Here is a 16510-nt window from a genome sequence, read left to right on the forward strand (position 1 = left end):
GCGCCTTCGGGCGCCGCGGTGCTTTTCAAGCCTCGCCAGCGCGCTGAAGGGCGCTTCAGATCAGCGGCGTGCTAGCCCCATCCATCGGGATGAGCGCGCCAGTGACGTAGCTCGCGCGCCGGCTCGCGAGGAAGAGCGCGACATCGGCAATTTCCTCCGGCTTCGCGTAGCGCCCGAGCGGCACCTTCGATTCGCCGCTTGCAAGCGCCTCGTCCGCGCCGACGCCTTGCCGTTGTGCCTCCAGCTGAACGGCCTCCTGCAATCGTTCCGTGAGCGTGGCGCCCGGGTTGATCGCGTTGATGCGGATGCCGTAGCGCGCGTGGTAATGCGCGAGGCCCACGGTGGCGAGCATCAACGCCGCGTTGGCCGCGCCGCCCGCGATATGGATGTCGCTCGCGAACTTGCCGCCCATGCCGATGATATTGACGATGGCCCCGGGCTCCGTGCTCTCACCCGACTTGATCCGCTGCACCATGCGGCGCAGCACTTCCTGTTGCGGATAGATGTAGGGGAAATATTTCGCCTCCATCGTCGCCCTGAACGCGTCCGCATCGAGCGTTTCCGGGTCATAGCGGCGTGCCGCGCCGGCGCTGTTGACGAGGATATCGATGGGGCCGATCGCCGTGGAGACTTCTTCGATCACGTCCGCGGCGCTATGCGCTTCGTGCAGGTCAGCGCGCGTGAGGTGCACGTGCAGGCCTTCGCTCGCCAGTTGCTCACGGGCGCGCGCGAGATTGGCGGGGTCGCGCGAGACGATCGCCACGCGGGCGCCTTCCTGCGCAAAGGCGCGCGCACAGGCAAGGCCAATGCCCTTGCTGCCGCCCGTCACGAGTACCACCTTCTTGCTGAGTCCAAGATCCATCGTCGCCTCGCTGCGCGAAAGTATGAAAAACGGTCCAGAAACGATAGCAGAGGCGCGGGGCGCCGGATACCGCTGGAAGCATGAGTCGCCGTCCGGCCAAGGGCCGGGTGCCGCTCAGCGCCGTGGCGCGGCCTCTTCAGTCGCCGCTGTTGGCAAAGCGCGCGATGGGATCGTCGCTGGATTGGGTCGGGGCGGGCGAGGCTGAACCGGTTGTCGAGGCGCGCATGATCTGCGCGCTGCCGGCAGGTGCCGCCGCCTGGATCGGCGTCGAGCCCACCATGCCAGCCTGGCGCGCTGCTGCGTTTGCGGTGGGTGGCGGGGGCTCGAAAGCGTCGGCGGCGGCGTCGATGGCGTCGCGCGGTGCGCTGGCGGCGGGACTGGCGGCGTAACCGGACGTGGTGTTGCCAGGCGCGGCTGCGGGAGCGAGCGCGCCCTCGTCGCGTGCCTGCGTTTGCGCTGCGCCGAGCGAGGCGGGTGGCGGCTCGAACGCGTCGGCCGGGGCTGCGGCGGTCGTCGAGGCCGTCGGTACCGTCGCCTGCGTTGCCGCATAGGCTGACGGCGGCACGGCGACAATGCGATTCTGACTCGCGGCAACGGCGCGCGGCGCGGGCTGCGCACCCACGGCCGGTGGCGCGATGTTCACGCCAGGTGAACGGTCAACCGGCGCAGAGGCTTCCCACGTCGGTGTCTCGAAAGGCGTGCGCTTGGGCGGCGCCATTCGACGGATCCCGTCGAAGCGCTTCGCCCAGTAGGGGTTGGTCAGATAGTCGAGCCGCACCGTGCCGCCCGTCGAAGGCGCATTCACGAAACGCAGATTTCCCACGTATATCCCGACGTGGGAATGCGGCCGCCCCGTCGTATTGAAGAAGACGAGATCACCGGCTGCGATCTCGTCGGGCTCGATCGTTGCGCCGCGCGTGCTCATTTCCGCCGTGGTGCGCGGCAAGTCCACTGAGGCCGAGCGCGCAAGCACGTATTTCACGAGACCGCTGCAATCGAAGCCGCTATCGGGCGTATTGCCGCCCCAGCGATACGGAATGCCGACGAGCCCCATCGCCTGGATCGAGATTTCCTCGCGGCCTACGCTGTGATCGACGAAATTGGGAAAGCCCGGCGGCTTGGTGCGCCATGCGTTTTCGCTGGAAGCCGAACCGCTGCGCGATACCTTTTGCGGCGCGCTGGAACACGCGGCAAGCAGGACTGCGATCAGAAGCGGAAGCCAGAGTCGGCGCATGAAGCGAATTTGGCGCGCGCGACGCGTGCGCCATTGGGAAAACGGGTCATGGGCGGATGGTAGCCCGCCCGTCAGGGCTTTCGCAAGGATTCTTCACAACTTACTTGAAGTTCGCCCGCCAACTGTTGTGGCTGGGGGACGCTTGGCCAATAAAAAAGGACCGCATCCGGTTCCCCGGATACGGTCCTCGTCGTATGCACGGACGGCCCCTGAAAAGCGGCGCCCGGCGAATGGATTACAGGATATCGGACGCGTAATCGGCAAGCCGCGAGCGTTCGCCGCGGGCGAGTGTCACGTGGCCGCCGTGCGCCCAGCCCTTGAAGCGGTCCACCACGTAGGTGAGGCCAGAACTCCCTTCGGTGAGATAAGGCGTGTCGATCTGCGCGATGTTGCCTAGACAGACGATCTTCGTGCCCGGACCCGCACGCGTGACGAGCGTCTTCATCTGCTTGGGCGTGAGGTTCTGCGCCTCGTCGATGATCAGATACTTGTCGACGAACGTGCGGCCGCGCATGAAGTTCATGCTCTTCACTTTCAGGCGCGAGCGGATCAGCTCCTGAGTCGCAGCGCGACCCCATTCGCCGGCGGCGTCATCGGTTTTCTGGAGGACTTCGAGGTTGTCGTCGAAGGCGCCCATCCACGGCTGCATCTTTTCTTCTTCGGTGCCCGGCAGGAAGCCGATATCCTCGCCAACTGGCACCGTCGCGCGTGTGACGATGATCTCGTTGTAGCGCTTTTCGTCGAGTACTTGCGCGAGGCCCGCCGCGAGCGCGACGAGCGTCTTGCCCGTGCCAGCCTGGCCCAGCAGCGTGACGAAGTCGATCTCCGGGTTCATCAGCAGGTTCAGCGCGAAGTTTTGCTCGCGGTTACGCGCCGTGATGCCCCACACGTTGTTCTTGTGGTGGCCGTAGTCACGCAGCGTTTGCAGGAGCGCCGTCTTGCCGTTGAGTTCGCGCACGACCGCATGGAACGCTGGCTCGCCGTTCTGCGGTTCGAGATACACGAACTCGTTCACAAGCATCGAGAGGCACTCGGGGCCCGTCACGCGGTAATACGTCGTGCCCGTCTTGGTGTCCTGCCAGGACTCCATGCCCTTCGCGTGCTTCGACCAGAAGTCTTGCTGGAGCGCGCGCACGCCCGAGTAGAGCAGATCCTTGTCTTCGAGAACCTGGTCGTTGAAGTAGTCTTCCGCGGGCAGCCCGAGCGCATGGGCCTTGATGCGCATGTTGATGTCTTTCGACACCAGCACGACGAGTCGGTCTGGCCGATCGCGCTGCAGCGCGCGCACCACGCCGAGGATCTGGTTGTCAGCCTTGCCCTGTGGCAGGCCGTCCACCGGATCGATATGCGTGAGCGTGGTCTGGAAGTACAGGCGCCCGAGCGCCTCGCGGCTGCCGAGGCGGCCGAGAGAAATGCCTTCGGAGATCGGGCCCGCATTGGCGACCAGCTGGTCGAGCGTGCGGCTCACCTGGCGAGCGTTTCGCGCGACTTCCGACATGCCCTTCTTGTGGTTGTCGAGTTCTTCCAACGTCATCATCGGCAGATAGACGTCGTGTTCCTCGAAGCGGAACAGGCAGGTCGGGTCGTGCATGAGCACGTTCGTGTCGAGCACGAAGAGCTTCTGGACTTCGGTGCTCTCTTCGGGATGCACGCGTTTTTTCGAGCCGGCGCGCGTGGCGGGTGCAGCGCCGCCGCCGGAGGCTTTCGCCGAGGCGGGTTTGCCATCGCGCGCAACGGGCGTGTCGTCAGCTTCGATGCGTGCTTCGCGAGGCTGCAGCAGCGCGGCCGTGACTTGCTTGCTGTTGTTGCGCTTGCTGCGCGCGGGCGCCGGTGCGACCGGTTCGAGCGCGGCCAGTTCGGCGCTCGCGCTCAAAAGCGGCACCGTGCGCAGGGTGGTCGCGGCATTGGCGGCCTGCGTCATCGGCTCGGCGACGCTCGCGGGGCCGTATTCGGCAACATCGGCCGCGTCGTTCTCGCTCGCGGCCTTGCGTGTGCTGCGCGTCGTGCGGGCACGCGCCTTATATTCTTCGGGCGGCAGCAGGTTGCCGAGCTTGCTGGGGGGAGTAGGCAAAGGCATGGTGTCCCTCGAAAAAATCGGGTCGAGTGGTCGCGGGGTTACCCAGTAAGGCGCGCTTTCGGGCGGTGCGTGCGGGTGCCGGGTAGGCGCCCGCCGTTACTGCGCAAGGTGCGCGCTCAGGTCAGAAAATGCCGGTTCGCCTGGTTTTCGATCAGCTCCTTGACGTTTGCGCGCGCCGGGTCGCAAAGCCGGCGCGAACGGGGAGAAAAGCGGGAGGGAACAGCGTGAAGCAAACAAAAAAGCCGCCGCCCCGGATGACGAGGCAAGCGGCTTCTCTTCGGTGTTGTCCCATTGCCTCGGATACGCATTTCCGGTCATTCCATGACCGGCTGCGAAACCGCCGCAATGCGACGTAAAAAGGGTTGGACAGGCACTCATTGCAGCCCAATATAACGCTCCTCAAAGCGCTTGTACAGCCTCCAGAACTTCCTCGACATGGCCCGGAACCTTGATGCCGCGCCACTCCTGGCGTAGCACGCCGGTAGCGTCGATCAGGAAGGTCGAGCGTTCGATACCTCGTACCTGTTTGCCATACATTTTCTTCAATTTGATGACGTCGAAGAGCGCGCATAGCGCTTCGTCGGCATCCGATACCAAGGTAAACGGCAATTCGAGCTTGGCCTTGAAGTTATCGTGCGAGCGCACGCTGTCGCGCGACACGCCCACGATCTGCGCGCCGGCCTTCTTGAACTTCGGATAGAGGTCGCGGAACTGCAGGCCCTCGGTTGTGCAGCCCGGCGTGTTGTCTTTCGGATAGAAGTACAGCACGACCTTGCTGCCCTTCAGGCTCGAAAGCGTGAAGTCGCCGCCGGTGGCGGGGGCGGTAAAGTCCGGAACGGGGTGGTCGACTGCGATGGTCACGTCAGGCACGTGGCTCTCCCTTTGTTTTTGGCTGGCGTTGCCGCAGCGCACGGCGCCGTTTCGCCGGGACGGCGTGCCGCCCGCGGCGGGGGGCTTTGTGCGGGCGCGGGTCCTGGCAGGCATTCCGCGGCGCGCGGGCGGCGGATTCAGTCGGGCTGAACGATCAGCTCGCCGGAGCGGCCGGCGATCTCGCCCCAGGTGACAGGGTACGATGGCAGCGAATCCGGGTCCAGCGTCGCATGATAGTCGCCCATCGTGGCAAACGTATGGCCTTGCGCGCGCCAGCCCGCGAGCAACTGCTCGAACACCGGCGCGAGCTTCTGGCCTTCGAGTTCGGCGTGGAGCGTGAAGACCTGGTCGTGCGGGTTGTTTTCGGTGCGCTTGAGCATCCACGCGGCAACCGTGTCGGTATCGACGCCGTCTACCCCGAGCACTTCGTCGAGCGTGGGCAGCGTGGTGGGCATTTGCACGTGGTTCAACGTGCGGCCGGCCACCACTGGACGGTAGGGCGAATGGCCACGCCCGTCCGAGGCGTACTTCATGCCCCACGTGTCGATCTGCTCGAAGGCAGCCTCGTTCATCTGCCAGCCCGCCGCGCCGTGCGTGACGGGCGGCGTGCCGAAGATGCGCGTGAAGCGGTCGTGACTCTTCTGCATCTGACGCGCGGTCCATTGCGCGTCACGCTTGCGCACGTTGTCCTGCCAGTACACGTGATCCCACGTATGGATGCCGCACTCGAAGCCGGCTTCGTGAATCGCACGCATTTCAGCCGCGGCTTCCACGCCGATGTCGGGGCCCGGCAGCAGCACGCCGTACATCAGCTGCTTCACGCCGTAGTGCTCGACCACTGACGTGCGCGAGACCTTCTTGAGAAAGCCCGGCCGCAACACGCGGCGCAGCGCCCAGCCCGTGTGATCGGGGCCGAGGCTGAACAGGAACGTAGCGCGCGCCTTGTAGCGGTCGAAGATACGCGCGAGGTTCGGCACGCCTTCGCGCGTGCCGCGCAGCGTGTCGACGTCGATTTTCAGGACGATGCGGGCCAAGTGGCGAGGACCTTTGTCTAACGCTTAATGTTGCTCGACGAGCGCACGCGCTTCGGCCACATGGCCGCGGTACGCTTCGAAGATCTTGCGCAGCGCTTCGTCGAAGGTCGACTTCGGCGCCCAGTCGAGTTCCTGCTTTGTGTTGTCGATCTTCGGTACGCGGTTCTGCACGTCCTGGTAGCCCGCGCCGTAGTACGCGCCCGACGACGTTTCGACGAGCTGCACCTTCTTTGCCGTTTCGGCGTATTCCGGGAATTCGGCGGCGAGCGCGAGCATCTTGTGAGCGAGTTCGCGCACCGAGAAGTTGTTGATCGGATTGCCGATGTTGTAGATCTTGCCCGTGGCGACGCCGTCCTTGTTCTCGATGATCTTCATGAGCGCTGCAATGCCGTCATCGATATCGGTGAACGCGCGCTTTTGCGCGCCGCCATCCACGAGGCTGATGTTCTCGCCGCGCACGATATGGCCGAGGAACTGCGTCACGACGCGCGACGAACCTTCCTTCGGCGTGTAGATCGAATCGAGGCCCGGGCCGATCCAGTTGAACGGACGGAATAGCGTGAAGTTCAGGCCTTCCATGCCGTAGCCCCAGATCACGCGGTCCATGAGCTGCTTCGAGCACGCGTAGATCCAGCGCGGCTTGTTGATCGGGCCGTAGGTCAACGCCGAGGCGTCCGGATCGAACTGCTCGTCCGAACACATGCCGTAGACCTCGGAGGTCGACGGGAAGACGAGATGCTTGCGGTACTTAACGGCCGAACGCACGATCGGCAGGTTCGCTTCGAAGTCGAGTTCGAACACGCGCAGCGGCTGCTGCACGTAGGTAGCAGGCGTCGCGATGGCGACGAGCGGCAGGATCACGTCGCACTTCTTGACGTGGTACTCGACCCACTCCTTGTTGATCGTGATGTCGCCTTCGAAGAAGTGCATCCGCTCATGCTTGACGAGGTCGCCGAGGCGATCCGTCTGCATGTCCATGCCGAACACTTCCCAGTTCGTGGATTCGAGGATGCGCTTGGAGAGGTGGTGGCCGATAAAGCCGTTCACACCCAGGATCAGAACTTTTTTGGTCATGGACGGGGGACAGATGAAATGAGTTCGGAGAACGCGGCGGGGCTGATGACGGTCTCTTGACCGTTATGCGCATGCCGCAGTTCGTGGATCGCGATGGCGCGTGCGTCGCCGCAGACGGCGAAAAGCGCATTATCGCTTACGTGGATGCCCACGGGCAATCCGGCGAGGGGGCGGACCCTTTCGGCATCTTGCGAGCCGGGGCGCACGAGACGCGCGCGGGCGATCACGAAACGCTCGTTGCCGATGTCGGTGAACGCGCCGGGATAGGGCGGCGCGACGGCGCGAATGAGGTTGTACACCTGCTGCGCGCTCTGGCCAAAATCGACGCGGCCGTCCTCCGGCTTGCGCCCGCCGTAGTAGCTGCCCCTGGTGAGATCGTTCGGCAGATGCGGCGCCTCGCCCGCAATCAGCGCGGGCAGCACGCGCCAGAGCGTCTGCTCGGCGGCGACCGTGACCTTGTCGAATACCTGCGCGGCGGTGTCGTCGGGGAGGATCGGCACCGGGGTTTGCGCGACGATCGCGCCCGCGTCGGGCTTCGCGGCCATTTCGTGCAGCGTGGCGCCCGTTTCGGTTTCGCCGTTGAGCACGGCCCAGTTCGTGGGCACGCGGCCGCGGTACTTCGGCAGGAGCGAGCCGTGTACGTTGTACGCGCCGCGCCCGGCGAGGGCGAGCAAGTCCACGGGCAGCATGTGCCGGTAGTAGAACGAGAAGATAAAGTCCGGCCGCGCCGCGGACACGGCCGCGCGCATCTCGGCGCTCTTCGGGTCGGTGGGTGTGACGACCTCGATGCCATGCTCTTCGGCCACCGACTTCACGCTGCCAAACCAGATGTTCTCGGTCGGGCTGTCTTCATGCGTGACGACGAGCGCAACGTCGACGCCGCCCGCGAGCAGCACCTGCAGACAGCGCACCCCCACGTTGTGATACGCGAAGACAACGGCACGCGGTTTCATTGGCCGGCTCCTTCGTTGGCCGGGTTCGAGGCGACGTTCGCCGGTTGCACCGGCGGCGTCGGTTGCGCGAACGCGGCGGCCTGAATGAAATCCTGGCGCGGCGTATTGGCGACGGCGCGGCCATTGCGTTCTTCGAGGATCGTCTGGATCAGGTAGCGCGGACGCGCGCGCACCTGCTGGTAGATGCGGCCGATGTACTCGCCGAGCAGACCGAGCGCGAAGATGATCACGCCGAGCAGGAAGAACGTGATGGCGAAGAGCGTGAACACGCCTTGCACTTCCGCGCCGAGGACGAAGCGGCGAATCAGCAGCAGCAGGAAGAGGCCTGCCGAGCCGAGCGAGAGGATCACGCCGATGAACGAGAGCCACTGCAGCGGCACGACGGAGAAGCCCGTCACGAGGTCGAAATTCAGGCGAATGAGGCTGTAGAGCGAGTACTTCGATTCGCCGGCGAAGCGCTCCTCGTGAGCGACTTCGACCTCGACCGGGTTCTGCGAGAACGTATAGGCGAGCGCCGGAATGAAGGTGTTGATTTCGCCGCAGCGGTTGATCGTGTCGATGATGCGGCGGTTGTACGCGCGCAGCATGCAGCCCTGGTCGGTCATCTTGATGCGCGTGATGCGCTCGCGCAGACGGTTCATCGCCTGCGAGGCCTTGCGCCGCCAGAGGCTGTCCTGACGCTGCTTGCGGATGGTGCCGACGTAGTCGTAGCCCTCGCGCATCTTCTCGACGAGCTTGCCGATTTCCTCGGGCGGATTTTGCAGATCGGCGTCGAGCGTGATGACGATCTCGCCGCGCGCCTGCTCGAAGCCCGCGAGAATCGCCATGTGCTGGCCGTAGTTGCCGTTGAGCAGAATTGCGCGCGTGGTATCGGGCCGCGCGCGGAACTGCTCCGCGAGCATCGCGGCCGAGCGGTCGCGGCTGCCGTCGTTGATGAAGATCACTTCGTACGAGGTGCCGAGCTTGTCGAGCGCCGGATACAGGCGCGCGAACAGCGCGGGAAGGCCCGCTTCCTCGTTGTAGACCGGAATGATGACCGAGACTTCCGGCGTGTCCGGGGTCAAGGTGCCTTGTTCCGTTTGACTCATGTGCGCGTCGATTCCGTTATTTGATGCTTCGGTTTACTGCGTGCGCAGTCTGGCGGCGCATGTGCCTGCACCGCCTGTCTGCGTTTCCCCTGTTTTTGCCTGCTGACTACGCCTGCCGACTTCTGCTGCTCATTTTGCAAACTTTGCGCAAATTTCGTTCACCGCACCGCACACGCGCGCCACATCGGCTTCGGTCATCTGCGTGAAGAGCGGCAACGTGACCGTGCTTGCGCCGAAGCGCTCCGCGTGCGGGAACATGCCCGCCTTGAAACCACGCTCGCGGTAGAGCGTGAAGAGGTGGATGGCCGGGTAATGCACGCCCGAGCCGATGCCGCGCTCCTTGAGCTCGCCCATGAAACCGGCGCGGTCGATCGCGAGCTTCTCGAGCGGCAGCGTGATCTGGAACATGTGCCAGTTGCTGTTGGTGAAATCGGCGAGCGGCAGCCCGATGCCGAGCTTCACCGCCGCGCCGCCCTCGAAACCCGCGAAGTAGGCCCGCGCGAGCGCGTGGCGCTGGCGGGTGAAGCGCTCGATATGCTTGAGCTGCCCGAGCCCGACGCGCGCCGCCACATCGGTGAGATTGTACTTGCCGCCGAGCACGTCGCAGTCCATGCCGTCGAAGCCGGTGCGCGTGATGCCCTGCAGGCGGTACTTCTGCGCGAGCACGGCCTCGGCTTCGTCGTTGAGGACGAGCGCGCCGCCTTCGATCGACGTGAGGTTCTTGTTGGCGTGGAAGCTGAACGAGACGATGTCGCCAATCGCGCCGATGCGCTTGCCGTTCCAGCTCGCGCCGAACGCTTGCGCGGCGTCCTCGATCACGCGCAGCTTGTGCTGGCGGGCGATCGCGTAAAGCCGGTCCATGTCGACGGGCAGGCCCGAGAGAAAGACCGGAATGATGGCCTTCGTCTTCGGCGTGATGGCGGCTTCGAGCTTGTCGAGGTCGATGTTGCGGGTGATGGGATCGATGTCGGCGAATACCGGCGTCGCACCCACTTCGTAGACCACGTTGCTGGTCGCGACCCATGATGCGGGCGTCGTGATGACTTCGTCGCCGGGACCGACGCCTGCAATGCGCAGCCCGATTTCGAGCGTGGCCGTGCCGGAGTTGAAGGTGCGCACAGGACGGCCGCCGCAGTATTCGGAGAGCGCCGCCTCGAACGCCTGGTTCTGCGGGCCGGTCGTGATCCACCCTGAGCGCAGTACATCGACGACGCCCTGGATGGTTTCCTCATCGATTTCGGGGCGCACGAACGGCAGGAACGGAACGGTCGACTGCGGGGATGACTGGGTCATGAGTGCTTTGCTCTTTGCTCGTCAGAAATTGGGTCCGGGCAGCAGGGCCGCCGCGGCGCATCTTACGAAATGCTTATATGGGCGCAAAATGCTGCGCTGCAAGCGCGCTCGCAACGCGCGCCAGATTCGCACGCGCCGCGGCGCCTTAGCTGCGCGCGAGCACGACCACGCCGATCAGGATGATGCCGATGCCGACGAGCCGCTGCACGCTCAGCACCTCGCCGAACAGATACCACGCCGCGAACGCGTTGACCACGTAGCCGAGCGAGAGCATCGGGTAGGCGATCGAGACGTCCACGCGCGAGAGCCCAACGATCCACACGACCACGCTGAACACATAGCACGTGAGGCCGCCGAGAATCGGTACTTGCGTCGCGAGCTTCAGGCCAATGGGCAAGATGTTCGCACGGCTGAATTCGAAGTGTCCAACGGCATTGACACCCGCTTTCAGCAACAGTTGCGCGCACGCGTTCAGGCCGACGCCGGCGAGGATGCAGATCAGGGAAATCGGATTCATCGAAAAAGGGTGGTTCAACGGGTTATCGGATTGCGGCCGGACCTGGCGGGCCGCGCTTGCGCGGGCCCCCCAATTATCGCGCATGCGTCAATCGGGGCCAGGAAGCGCTCAGGATTGCGGTTTCTCGACGATCACGCGCCGCGCGTCGCGGGTGATCACCTGCATCGGCAGGCCCTGCGCAGCCAGTTCTTCGTAGCGCTTCACCGGAATCAGCGCGAGCGCGTATGGGTCGGCTTTCCAGCGCGCCTCCCAGTCGGCGATGGTCGGCACCCATTTCTGCGGCTCCTCGGAGATGCCGAAGGCAAGCTCGTCGGTGACCTCGACCATCGTCATCGTGTGGCGCACGTAGAAGGGCAGCGTGTGGTCGAGCACGCCCACGGAGTAGAACGGCGCGTCGGGCGGCAGCTTCGCCATGGCGGCGCGCACCGCGGGCGCGAGCGGCGCGCCGGAACTCAGCGTGCCGAACACGTCGTGGCCCGTGCCCGCGATGGTCGCGAGCAGCAGCCAGGCCGTGCCGAGCGCGACCGCCGGTGCGCGCGGGCCGGTTTCGGGCGTATGCTTCGCGCGGTTCAGGCGCAGGCCGGCCATCGTGACGACGAAGGCCACCGCGGCCGCAGCGAACACCCATACCTGGAACTCGCGGTAGAGCGCATTAGGGTTGCGCGCGTCGCCAAGACGCGTAAGCACGAACGAGCCCGCCATCAGCGCGACGGCCAGGAGTGCGTAGCCCGCGAGGTGCCTCGTCCACTGCGCACGCGTCATGACCGGCAGATACATGCCGATGATGAGCGCAACGGGCGGCGCGATCGGCAGGACGTAGGACACCAGCTTCGAGTGCGAGGCGCTGAAGAACACGAAAATGAACACCGTCCACACGAGCATCAGCGTGACGGGCGAGAAGCCGTTGGGCTGGCGCGGCGCGCGCAGCGCATGGCGCACACTCTGCACGCTCACCGAAAGCCACGGCAGGAAGCCCACCAGCATGACCGGCACGAAGTAGTAGAACGGGCCGGGACGGTTCTGCGCGGGCGTGAGGTAGCGCTGGAATTGCTGGACGACGAAGAAGAAGTTGAAGAACTCGGGATTGCGTTGCTGCACGAGGATGAACCACGGCGAAACGATCGCGAAGAACACGATCAGCCCGCTCACGAGGTAGAGACGTTTCCAGAGCGCCCAGTCGCGTGAAATCGCCGTATAGAGCACGAGCACCGCGCCTGGCAGGATCAGGCCGACCAGGCCCTTGGAGAGCACCGCCATCGCCATGGCCGCCCAGCACACCCACATCCAGAGGCGCGCATGGCTTTTTGACAGGGTCGGGCGCTGCGCGAGCAGGAGTGCGCACAGCGTGAGCTGCATCCAGAACGACAGGCCCATGTCGAGCGTGTTGAAGTGGCCCATCAGGTTCCAGTACGGTGCGCAGGCGAGCACGACTGCGGCGAAGAAGCCCGTGGCGGTATTGAACACGCGCGCGCCGGTGAAGCCGATCAGCAGCACGCCGGCGAAGCCGGTGAGCGCCGTGTAGAGGCGCGCCTGCCACTCGCCGATACCGAACCACGCGAACGTGAGCGCGTTCATCCAGGTTTGCAGCGGGGGCTTCTCGAAGTACTTGTAGCCGTTGTAGCGCGGCGTGATCCAGTCGCCGGTCGCGAGCATTTCGCGCGCCATTTCGGCGTAACGGCCTTCGTCGCTCGGCAGCAGGTGGCGCCAGCCGAGCGGCAGGAACCAGATCACGGCGAGGGCGAGGATCAGGAGCAGGATCGCGCTGCGGTTGAGCGGTAGCCTCGATGGCGTATCGTTCATGGGTTTCAGCCTGTTCTTGTTGCAGTCGTTGCGGTCGGGATGCGGGGCGCGCGCGTTGGCCGCGCGCGGCACCCGTGCCACGCCCGGCGCGCACGCTTTGCACGCGGCGCGCAAGTGTACTACGCCGCCGCGCGGCGACCTGAAGGCAAGCTTAAGGCGCGTCAGCTTTCGATCAGGAGCGCGGCCGCCACGCGGCGGCCTTCGGCCATGAGGATGTTGTAGGTGCGGCAGGCGGCCTTGAAGTCCATCGCCTCGACGCCAATGCGTTTGGCGGCCAGCGCCGCGGTCAGGCGCGGGTGCGCAAAGCGCAGCCGCTCGCCGCTGCCGAACACCACCACCTCGGGGTTCAGCGGCAGGAGCATCTCGAAGAGTTCGGGCGTGAGGGCGTCGAACGCGTGCACCGGCCAGGGCGTGACCGGCGATTCGGGCATCACGATGATGCTGCCCGTGTGGCGTTCGAGGTTCACTTCGACGTAGCCGGCGCCGTAACCGGTCACGGTGTTCAGCGCGGCACTGGGGTCCTGGTGTAGTTTCAAAACGGGGTTCCGGGGTAAGGGCAGGTCGGGTGCGCAAGCGAGGGGGCGCATATCCTGTGCCGACGCCGGCCTCGGCGAGAACCGCCTTGTAACCCGCTTCGCGACCCGCCTCCTGGCCGATTGCGCATTGCGGAAGTTGGTCAAAATCCGCTAAATTATAACTTTTTAGCCGCCGCTGCGGCGGCGCCCGCTGGCAGGCCGCGCCGGCAGACCCGCCGATAGACCACTACGCGCGCCATCCGCGCATCGGGCGAGGGCAGCCACAAGCTGCCGGGGCGGTCGAAGGTGATCGGGGGTGATCTCAAGGGACGCTTTGCGCGGCGTTGTGCGTGCGCTCGGCGCTCCCCCCGCAATCGTGCAGGGTTTTGTCCCGCCGGGGGCGTTCCTCCGGCTCCCCTGCATGTCTTGTCCGCCAAGGCGCCATCCGCCGGCCGGCCGACGGCATTTCAGCCTGTTCCAGCCCTTTTACCGCGTCATACTCGTCTTTGACGCTCTGACTGATTCTCTGACCGATTCTTTGACCGACAGCCCGCCGTGAAACCGATTCTCAAATCCAACAAGCTGCAGAACGTTTGCTACGACATCCGCGGGCCGGTGCTCGAGCACGCGAAGCGCCTCGAAGAAGAAGGCCATCGCATCATCAAGCTGAACATCGGCAATCTCGCGCCGTTCGGTTTCGACGCGCCCGACGAGGTCATTCAGGACATGATCCTGAACCTGCCGGGCTCCTCGGGGTATTCGGATTCGAAGGGCGTCTTCGCCGCGCGCAAGGCGATCATGCATTACGCGCAGCAAAAGGGCATCAAGGGCGTCGAGCTCGACGACATCTACATCGGCAATGGTGCGTCCGAACTGATCGTGATGGCCATGCAGGCGCTGCTCAACGACGGCGACGAAGTGCTGCTGCCGGCGCCCGACTATCCGCTCTGGACGGCGGCGGTGAGCCTTTCGGGCGGCACGCCCGTGCACTACATCTGCGACGAGTCGAACGCGTGGATGCCCGACCTCGACGACATTCGCTCGAAGATCACGCCGAACACCCGCGCGATCGTCGTCATCAACCCGAACAACCCGACGGGCGCGCTCTATTCGGACGACCTGCTGCGCGGCCTCGTCGCGATCGCGCGCGAGCACGGCCTGATCCTGTTCGCCGACGAGGTCTACGACAAGATCATCTACGACGGCAAGACGCACACGGCGCTCGGCTCGCTCTCGGAAGATGTGATCACCGTCACGCTCAACAGCCTCTCCAAAAGCTATCGCGCGTGCGGTTATCGCGCGGGCTGGATGTTCCTCTCGGGTATGACGGGCGAGAACCGCCGCCGCTCGAAGGACTACACGGAAGGCCTCGGTATTCTTGCCTCGATGCGCCTGTGCGCGAACGTGCCGGGCCAGTACGCGATCCAGACGGCGCTGGGCGGTTACCAGAGCATCAACGAGCTGATCCAGCCGGGCGGTCGCCTCTATCGGCAGCGCGAGCTGGCGTACAACATGCTCACGGCCATTCCGGGCGTGACCTGCGTGAAGCCCGAAGCGGCGCTCTACATGTTCCCGCGCCTCGACCCGAAGCTCTATCCGATCGAGAACGACCAGCAGTTCATCCTCGATCTGCTCTTGCAGGAGCGCGTGCTGCTCGTGCAAGGCACGGGCTTCAACTGGAAGCAGCCGGACCACTTCCGCGTGGTGTTCCTGCCGAACGTCGACGACCTGACCGATTCGATCAACCGCATTGCGCGCTTCCTCGACGGTTATCGTCAGCGGCACGGCACCTGATCTGGTCACTGAGCCACACGCGAAAACGCATTCCCTTTCACATATCTAGACGAACACACGCTGCATGGAACCGATCAAAGTAGGTCTCTTGGGCTTCGGCACGGTAGGCAGCGGCACCTTCACGGTACTGCGCCGCAACCAGGAAGAAATCAAACGCCGCGCGGGCCGCGGCATCGAGGTGGCGCGCATTGCCGTGCGCAACCCCGCCAAGGCCACGGCGGCGCTCGGCAGCGAAGCCGGCACCGTCGACCTGACGACCGACTTCAACGCCGTGGTCGACGATCCCTCGATTTCGATCATCGCCGAAATGATCGGCGGCACGACGCTGGCCAAGGATCTCGTGCTGCGTGCGATCGCGGGCGGCAAGCACGTGGTCACGGCGAACAAGGCGCTGCTGGCGGTGCATGGCACCGAGATTTTCGAAGCGGCGCGCGCGCGAGGCGTGATGGTCGCGTTCGAGGCGGCGGTGGCGGGCGGTATCCCCATCATCAAGGCGCTGCGCGAAGGCCTCACGGCCAACCGCATCCAGTACATCGCCGGCATCATCAACGGGACGACGAACTACATCCTCTCGGAAATGCGTGAGGGCGGGCTCGACTTCGCGACCGCGCTAAAAGCCGCGCAGGAACTGGGCTACGCCGAAGCCGATCCGACCTTCGACATCGAAGGCGTGGACGCCGCGCACAAGGCCACGATCATGAGCGCGATCGCGTTCGGCGTGCCCGTGCAGTTCGACAAAGCTTACGTGGAAGGCATCAGCAAGCTCGACGCCATCGACATCAAGTACGCGGAAGAACTGGGCTATCGGATCAAGCTGCTCGGCATCGCGCGCCGCACCGATCGCGGCATCGAGCTGCGCACGCATCCCACGCTGATTCCGGCCAAGCGCCTGCTCGCGAACGTGGAAGGCGCGATGAACGCCGTGGTCGTGCATGGCGACGCCGTGGGGACGACGCTGTACTACGGCAAGGGCGCGGGCGCTGAGCCGACTGCATCCGCGGTGGTAGCCGATCTCGTGGATGTCACGCGCCTGCACACGGCCGACCCCGAGCACCGCGTGCCGCATCTGGCGTTCCAGCCGGACAGCCTCTCGAACACGCCGATCCTGCCGATCGACGAAGTGACGAGCGGCTACTACCTGCGCCTGCGCGTGGCCGACCAGACCGGCGTGATGGCAGCCATCACGCGCATCCTGGCGGACAGTGGCATCTCAATCGACGCGCTGCTGCAGAAGGAAGCGGAGCAGGTCGACGCGCAAGGCAAGGCGGAAACCGACATCATCCTGATCACGCACGAGACGATCGAGAAGAACGTCAACGCGGCGATCGCGCAGATCGAACAGCTCGCGACGGTGAAGTCGCCTGTCACGAAGCTGCGCATGGAAGGACTGAACTAAGGC

Annotated in this window: 14 protein-coding genes; 2 read left to right on the top strand and 12 right to left on the bottom strand. The window is 65.0% G+C overall.

The window, feature by feature from the left end:
• Positions 1-55: 55 nt before the first annotated feature.
• The 12 genes from JMY28_RS15920 to JMY28_RS15975 form a co-directional block, all read right to left on the bottom strand.
• Entirely contained in the window at positions 56-862 is an 807-nt protein-coding gene (locus JMY28_RS15920) for an SDR family oxidoreductase (RefSeq protein WP_201696884.1), read from the bottom strand.
• 136 nt (positions 863-998) lie between these two features.
• Complete coding sequence (locus tag JMY28_RS15925; RefSeq protein ID WP_201696885.1) at positions 999-2096, bottom strand: C40 family peptidase; 1098 nt, start codon at positions 2094-2096, stop codon at positions 999-1001.
• A 235-nt stretch (positions 2097-2331) separates the two neighbouring features.
• On the bottom strand, positions 2332-4173 hold the full coding sequence (locus JMY28_RS15930; protein WP_201696886.1) for a PhoH family protein: 1842 nt from the start codon (positions 4171-4173) through the stop codon (positions 2332-2334).
• Between the two features lie 399 nt (positions 4174-4572).
• Positions 4573-5034, bottom strand: a complete 462-nt coding sequence (locus JMY28_RS15935; RefSeq protein ID WP_201697029.1) for a peroxiredoxin — start codon at positions 5032-5034, stop codon at positions 4573-4575.
• Between the two features lie 146 nt (positions 5035-5180).
• Positions 5181-6077 carry a polysaccharide deacetylase family protein gene (locus tag JMY28_RS15940; protein WP_201696887.1) on the bottom strand — a complete coding sequence of 299 codons (897 nt, stop codon included), beginning with the start codon at positions 6075-6077 and terminating at the stop codon, positions 5181-5183.
• 24 nt (positions 6078-6101) lie between these two features.
• Positions 6102-7151 carry a bifunctional UDP-4-keto-pentose/UDP-xylose synthase gene (locus JMY28_RS15945; RefSeq protein WP_201696888.1) on the bottom strand — a complete coding sequence of 350 codons (1050 nt, stop codon included), beginning with the start codon at positions 7149-7151 and terminating at the stop codon, positions 6102-6104.
• The gene (locus JMY28_RS15950) at positions 7148-8104 is read right to left on the bottom strand and encodes a formyltransferase (RefSeq protein ID WP_201696889.1); all 957 of its coding nucleotides are present in this window, start codon (positions 8102-8104) and stop codon (positions 7148-7150) included. The genes JMY28_RS15945 and JMY28_RS15950 overlap by 4 nt, the downstream gene beginning before the upstream one ends.
• A complete protein-coding gene (locus JMY28_RS15955; protein WP_201696890.1) occupies positions 8101-9192 on the bottom strand; it encodes a glycosyltransferase in 1092 nt (363 codons plus the stop codon). Before JMY28_RS15955 ends, JMY28_RS15950 begins: the two co-directional genes overlap by 4 nt.
• A gap of 129 nt (positions 9193-9321) precedes the next feature.
• Positions 9322-10485 carry a DegT/DnrJ/EryC1/StrS family aminotransferase gene (locus JMY28_RS15960; protein ID WP_201696891.1) on the bottom strand — a complete coding sequence of 388 codons (1164 nt, stop codon included), beginning with the start codon at positions 10483-10485 and terminating at the stop codon, positions 9322-9324.
• Between the two features lie 145 nt (positions 10486-10630).
• Positions 10631-11002 carry an SMR family transporter gene (locus JMY28_RS15965; RefSeq protein ID WP_201696892.1) on the bottom strand — a complete coding sequence of 124 codons (372 nt, stop codon included), beginning with the start codon at positions 11000-11002 and terminating at the stop codon, positions 10631-10633.
• Positions 11003-11110: 108 nt separating this feature from the next.
• Positions 11111-12802, bottom strand: a complete 1692-nt coding sequence (locus tag JMY28_RS15970; RefSeq protein ID WP_201696893.1) for a glycosyltransferase family 39 protein — start codon at positions 12800-12802, stop codon at positions 11111-11113.
• 161 nt (positions 12803-12963) lie between these two features.
• Positions 12964-13338, bottom strand: coding sequence for an Mth938-like domain-containing protein (locus JMY28_RS15975; RefSeq protein ID WP_201696894.1), 375 nt, complete (start codon positions 13336-13338; stop codon positions 12964-12966).
• 534 nt (positions 13339-13872) lie between these two features.
• Here JMY28_RS15975 and JMY28_RS15980 point away from each other — a divergent pair.
• Together JMY28_RS15980 and JMY28_RS15985 are read left to right on the top strand one after the other, a co-directional pair.
• The gene (locus JMY28_RS15980; RefSeq protein WP_069267526.1) at positions 13873-15111 is read left to right on the top strand and encodes a pyridoxal phosphate-dependent aminotransferase; all 1239 of its coding nucleotides are present in this window, start codon (positions 13873-13875) and stop codon (positions 15109-15111) included.
• Positions 15112-15175: 64 nt separating this feature from the next.
• Positions 15176-16507 carry a homoserine dehydrogenase gene (locus JMY28_RS15985; protein WP_201696895.1) on the top strand — a complete coding sequence of 444 codons (1332 nt, stop codon included), beginning with the start codon at positions 15176-15178 and terminating at the stop codon, positions 16505-16507.
• Positions 16508-16510: the final 3 nt, after the last annotated feature.

The organism is Paraburkholderia hiiakae (assembly GCF_904848665.1).
Classification (GTDB): Bacteria; Pseudomonadota; Gammaproteobacteria; order Burkholderiales; family Burkholderiaceae; genus Paraburkholderia; species Paraburkholderia hiiakae.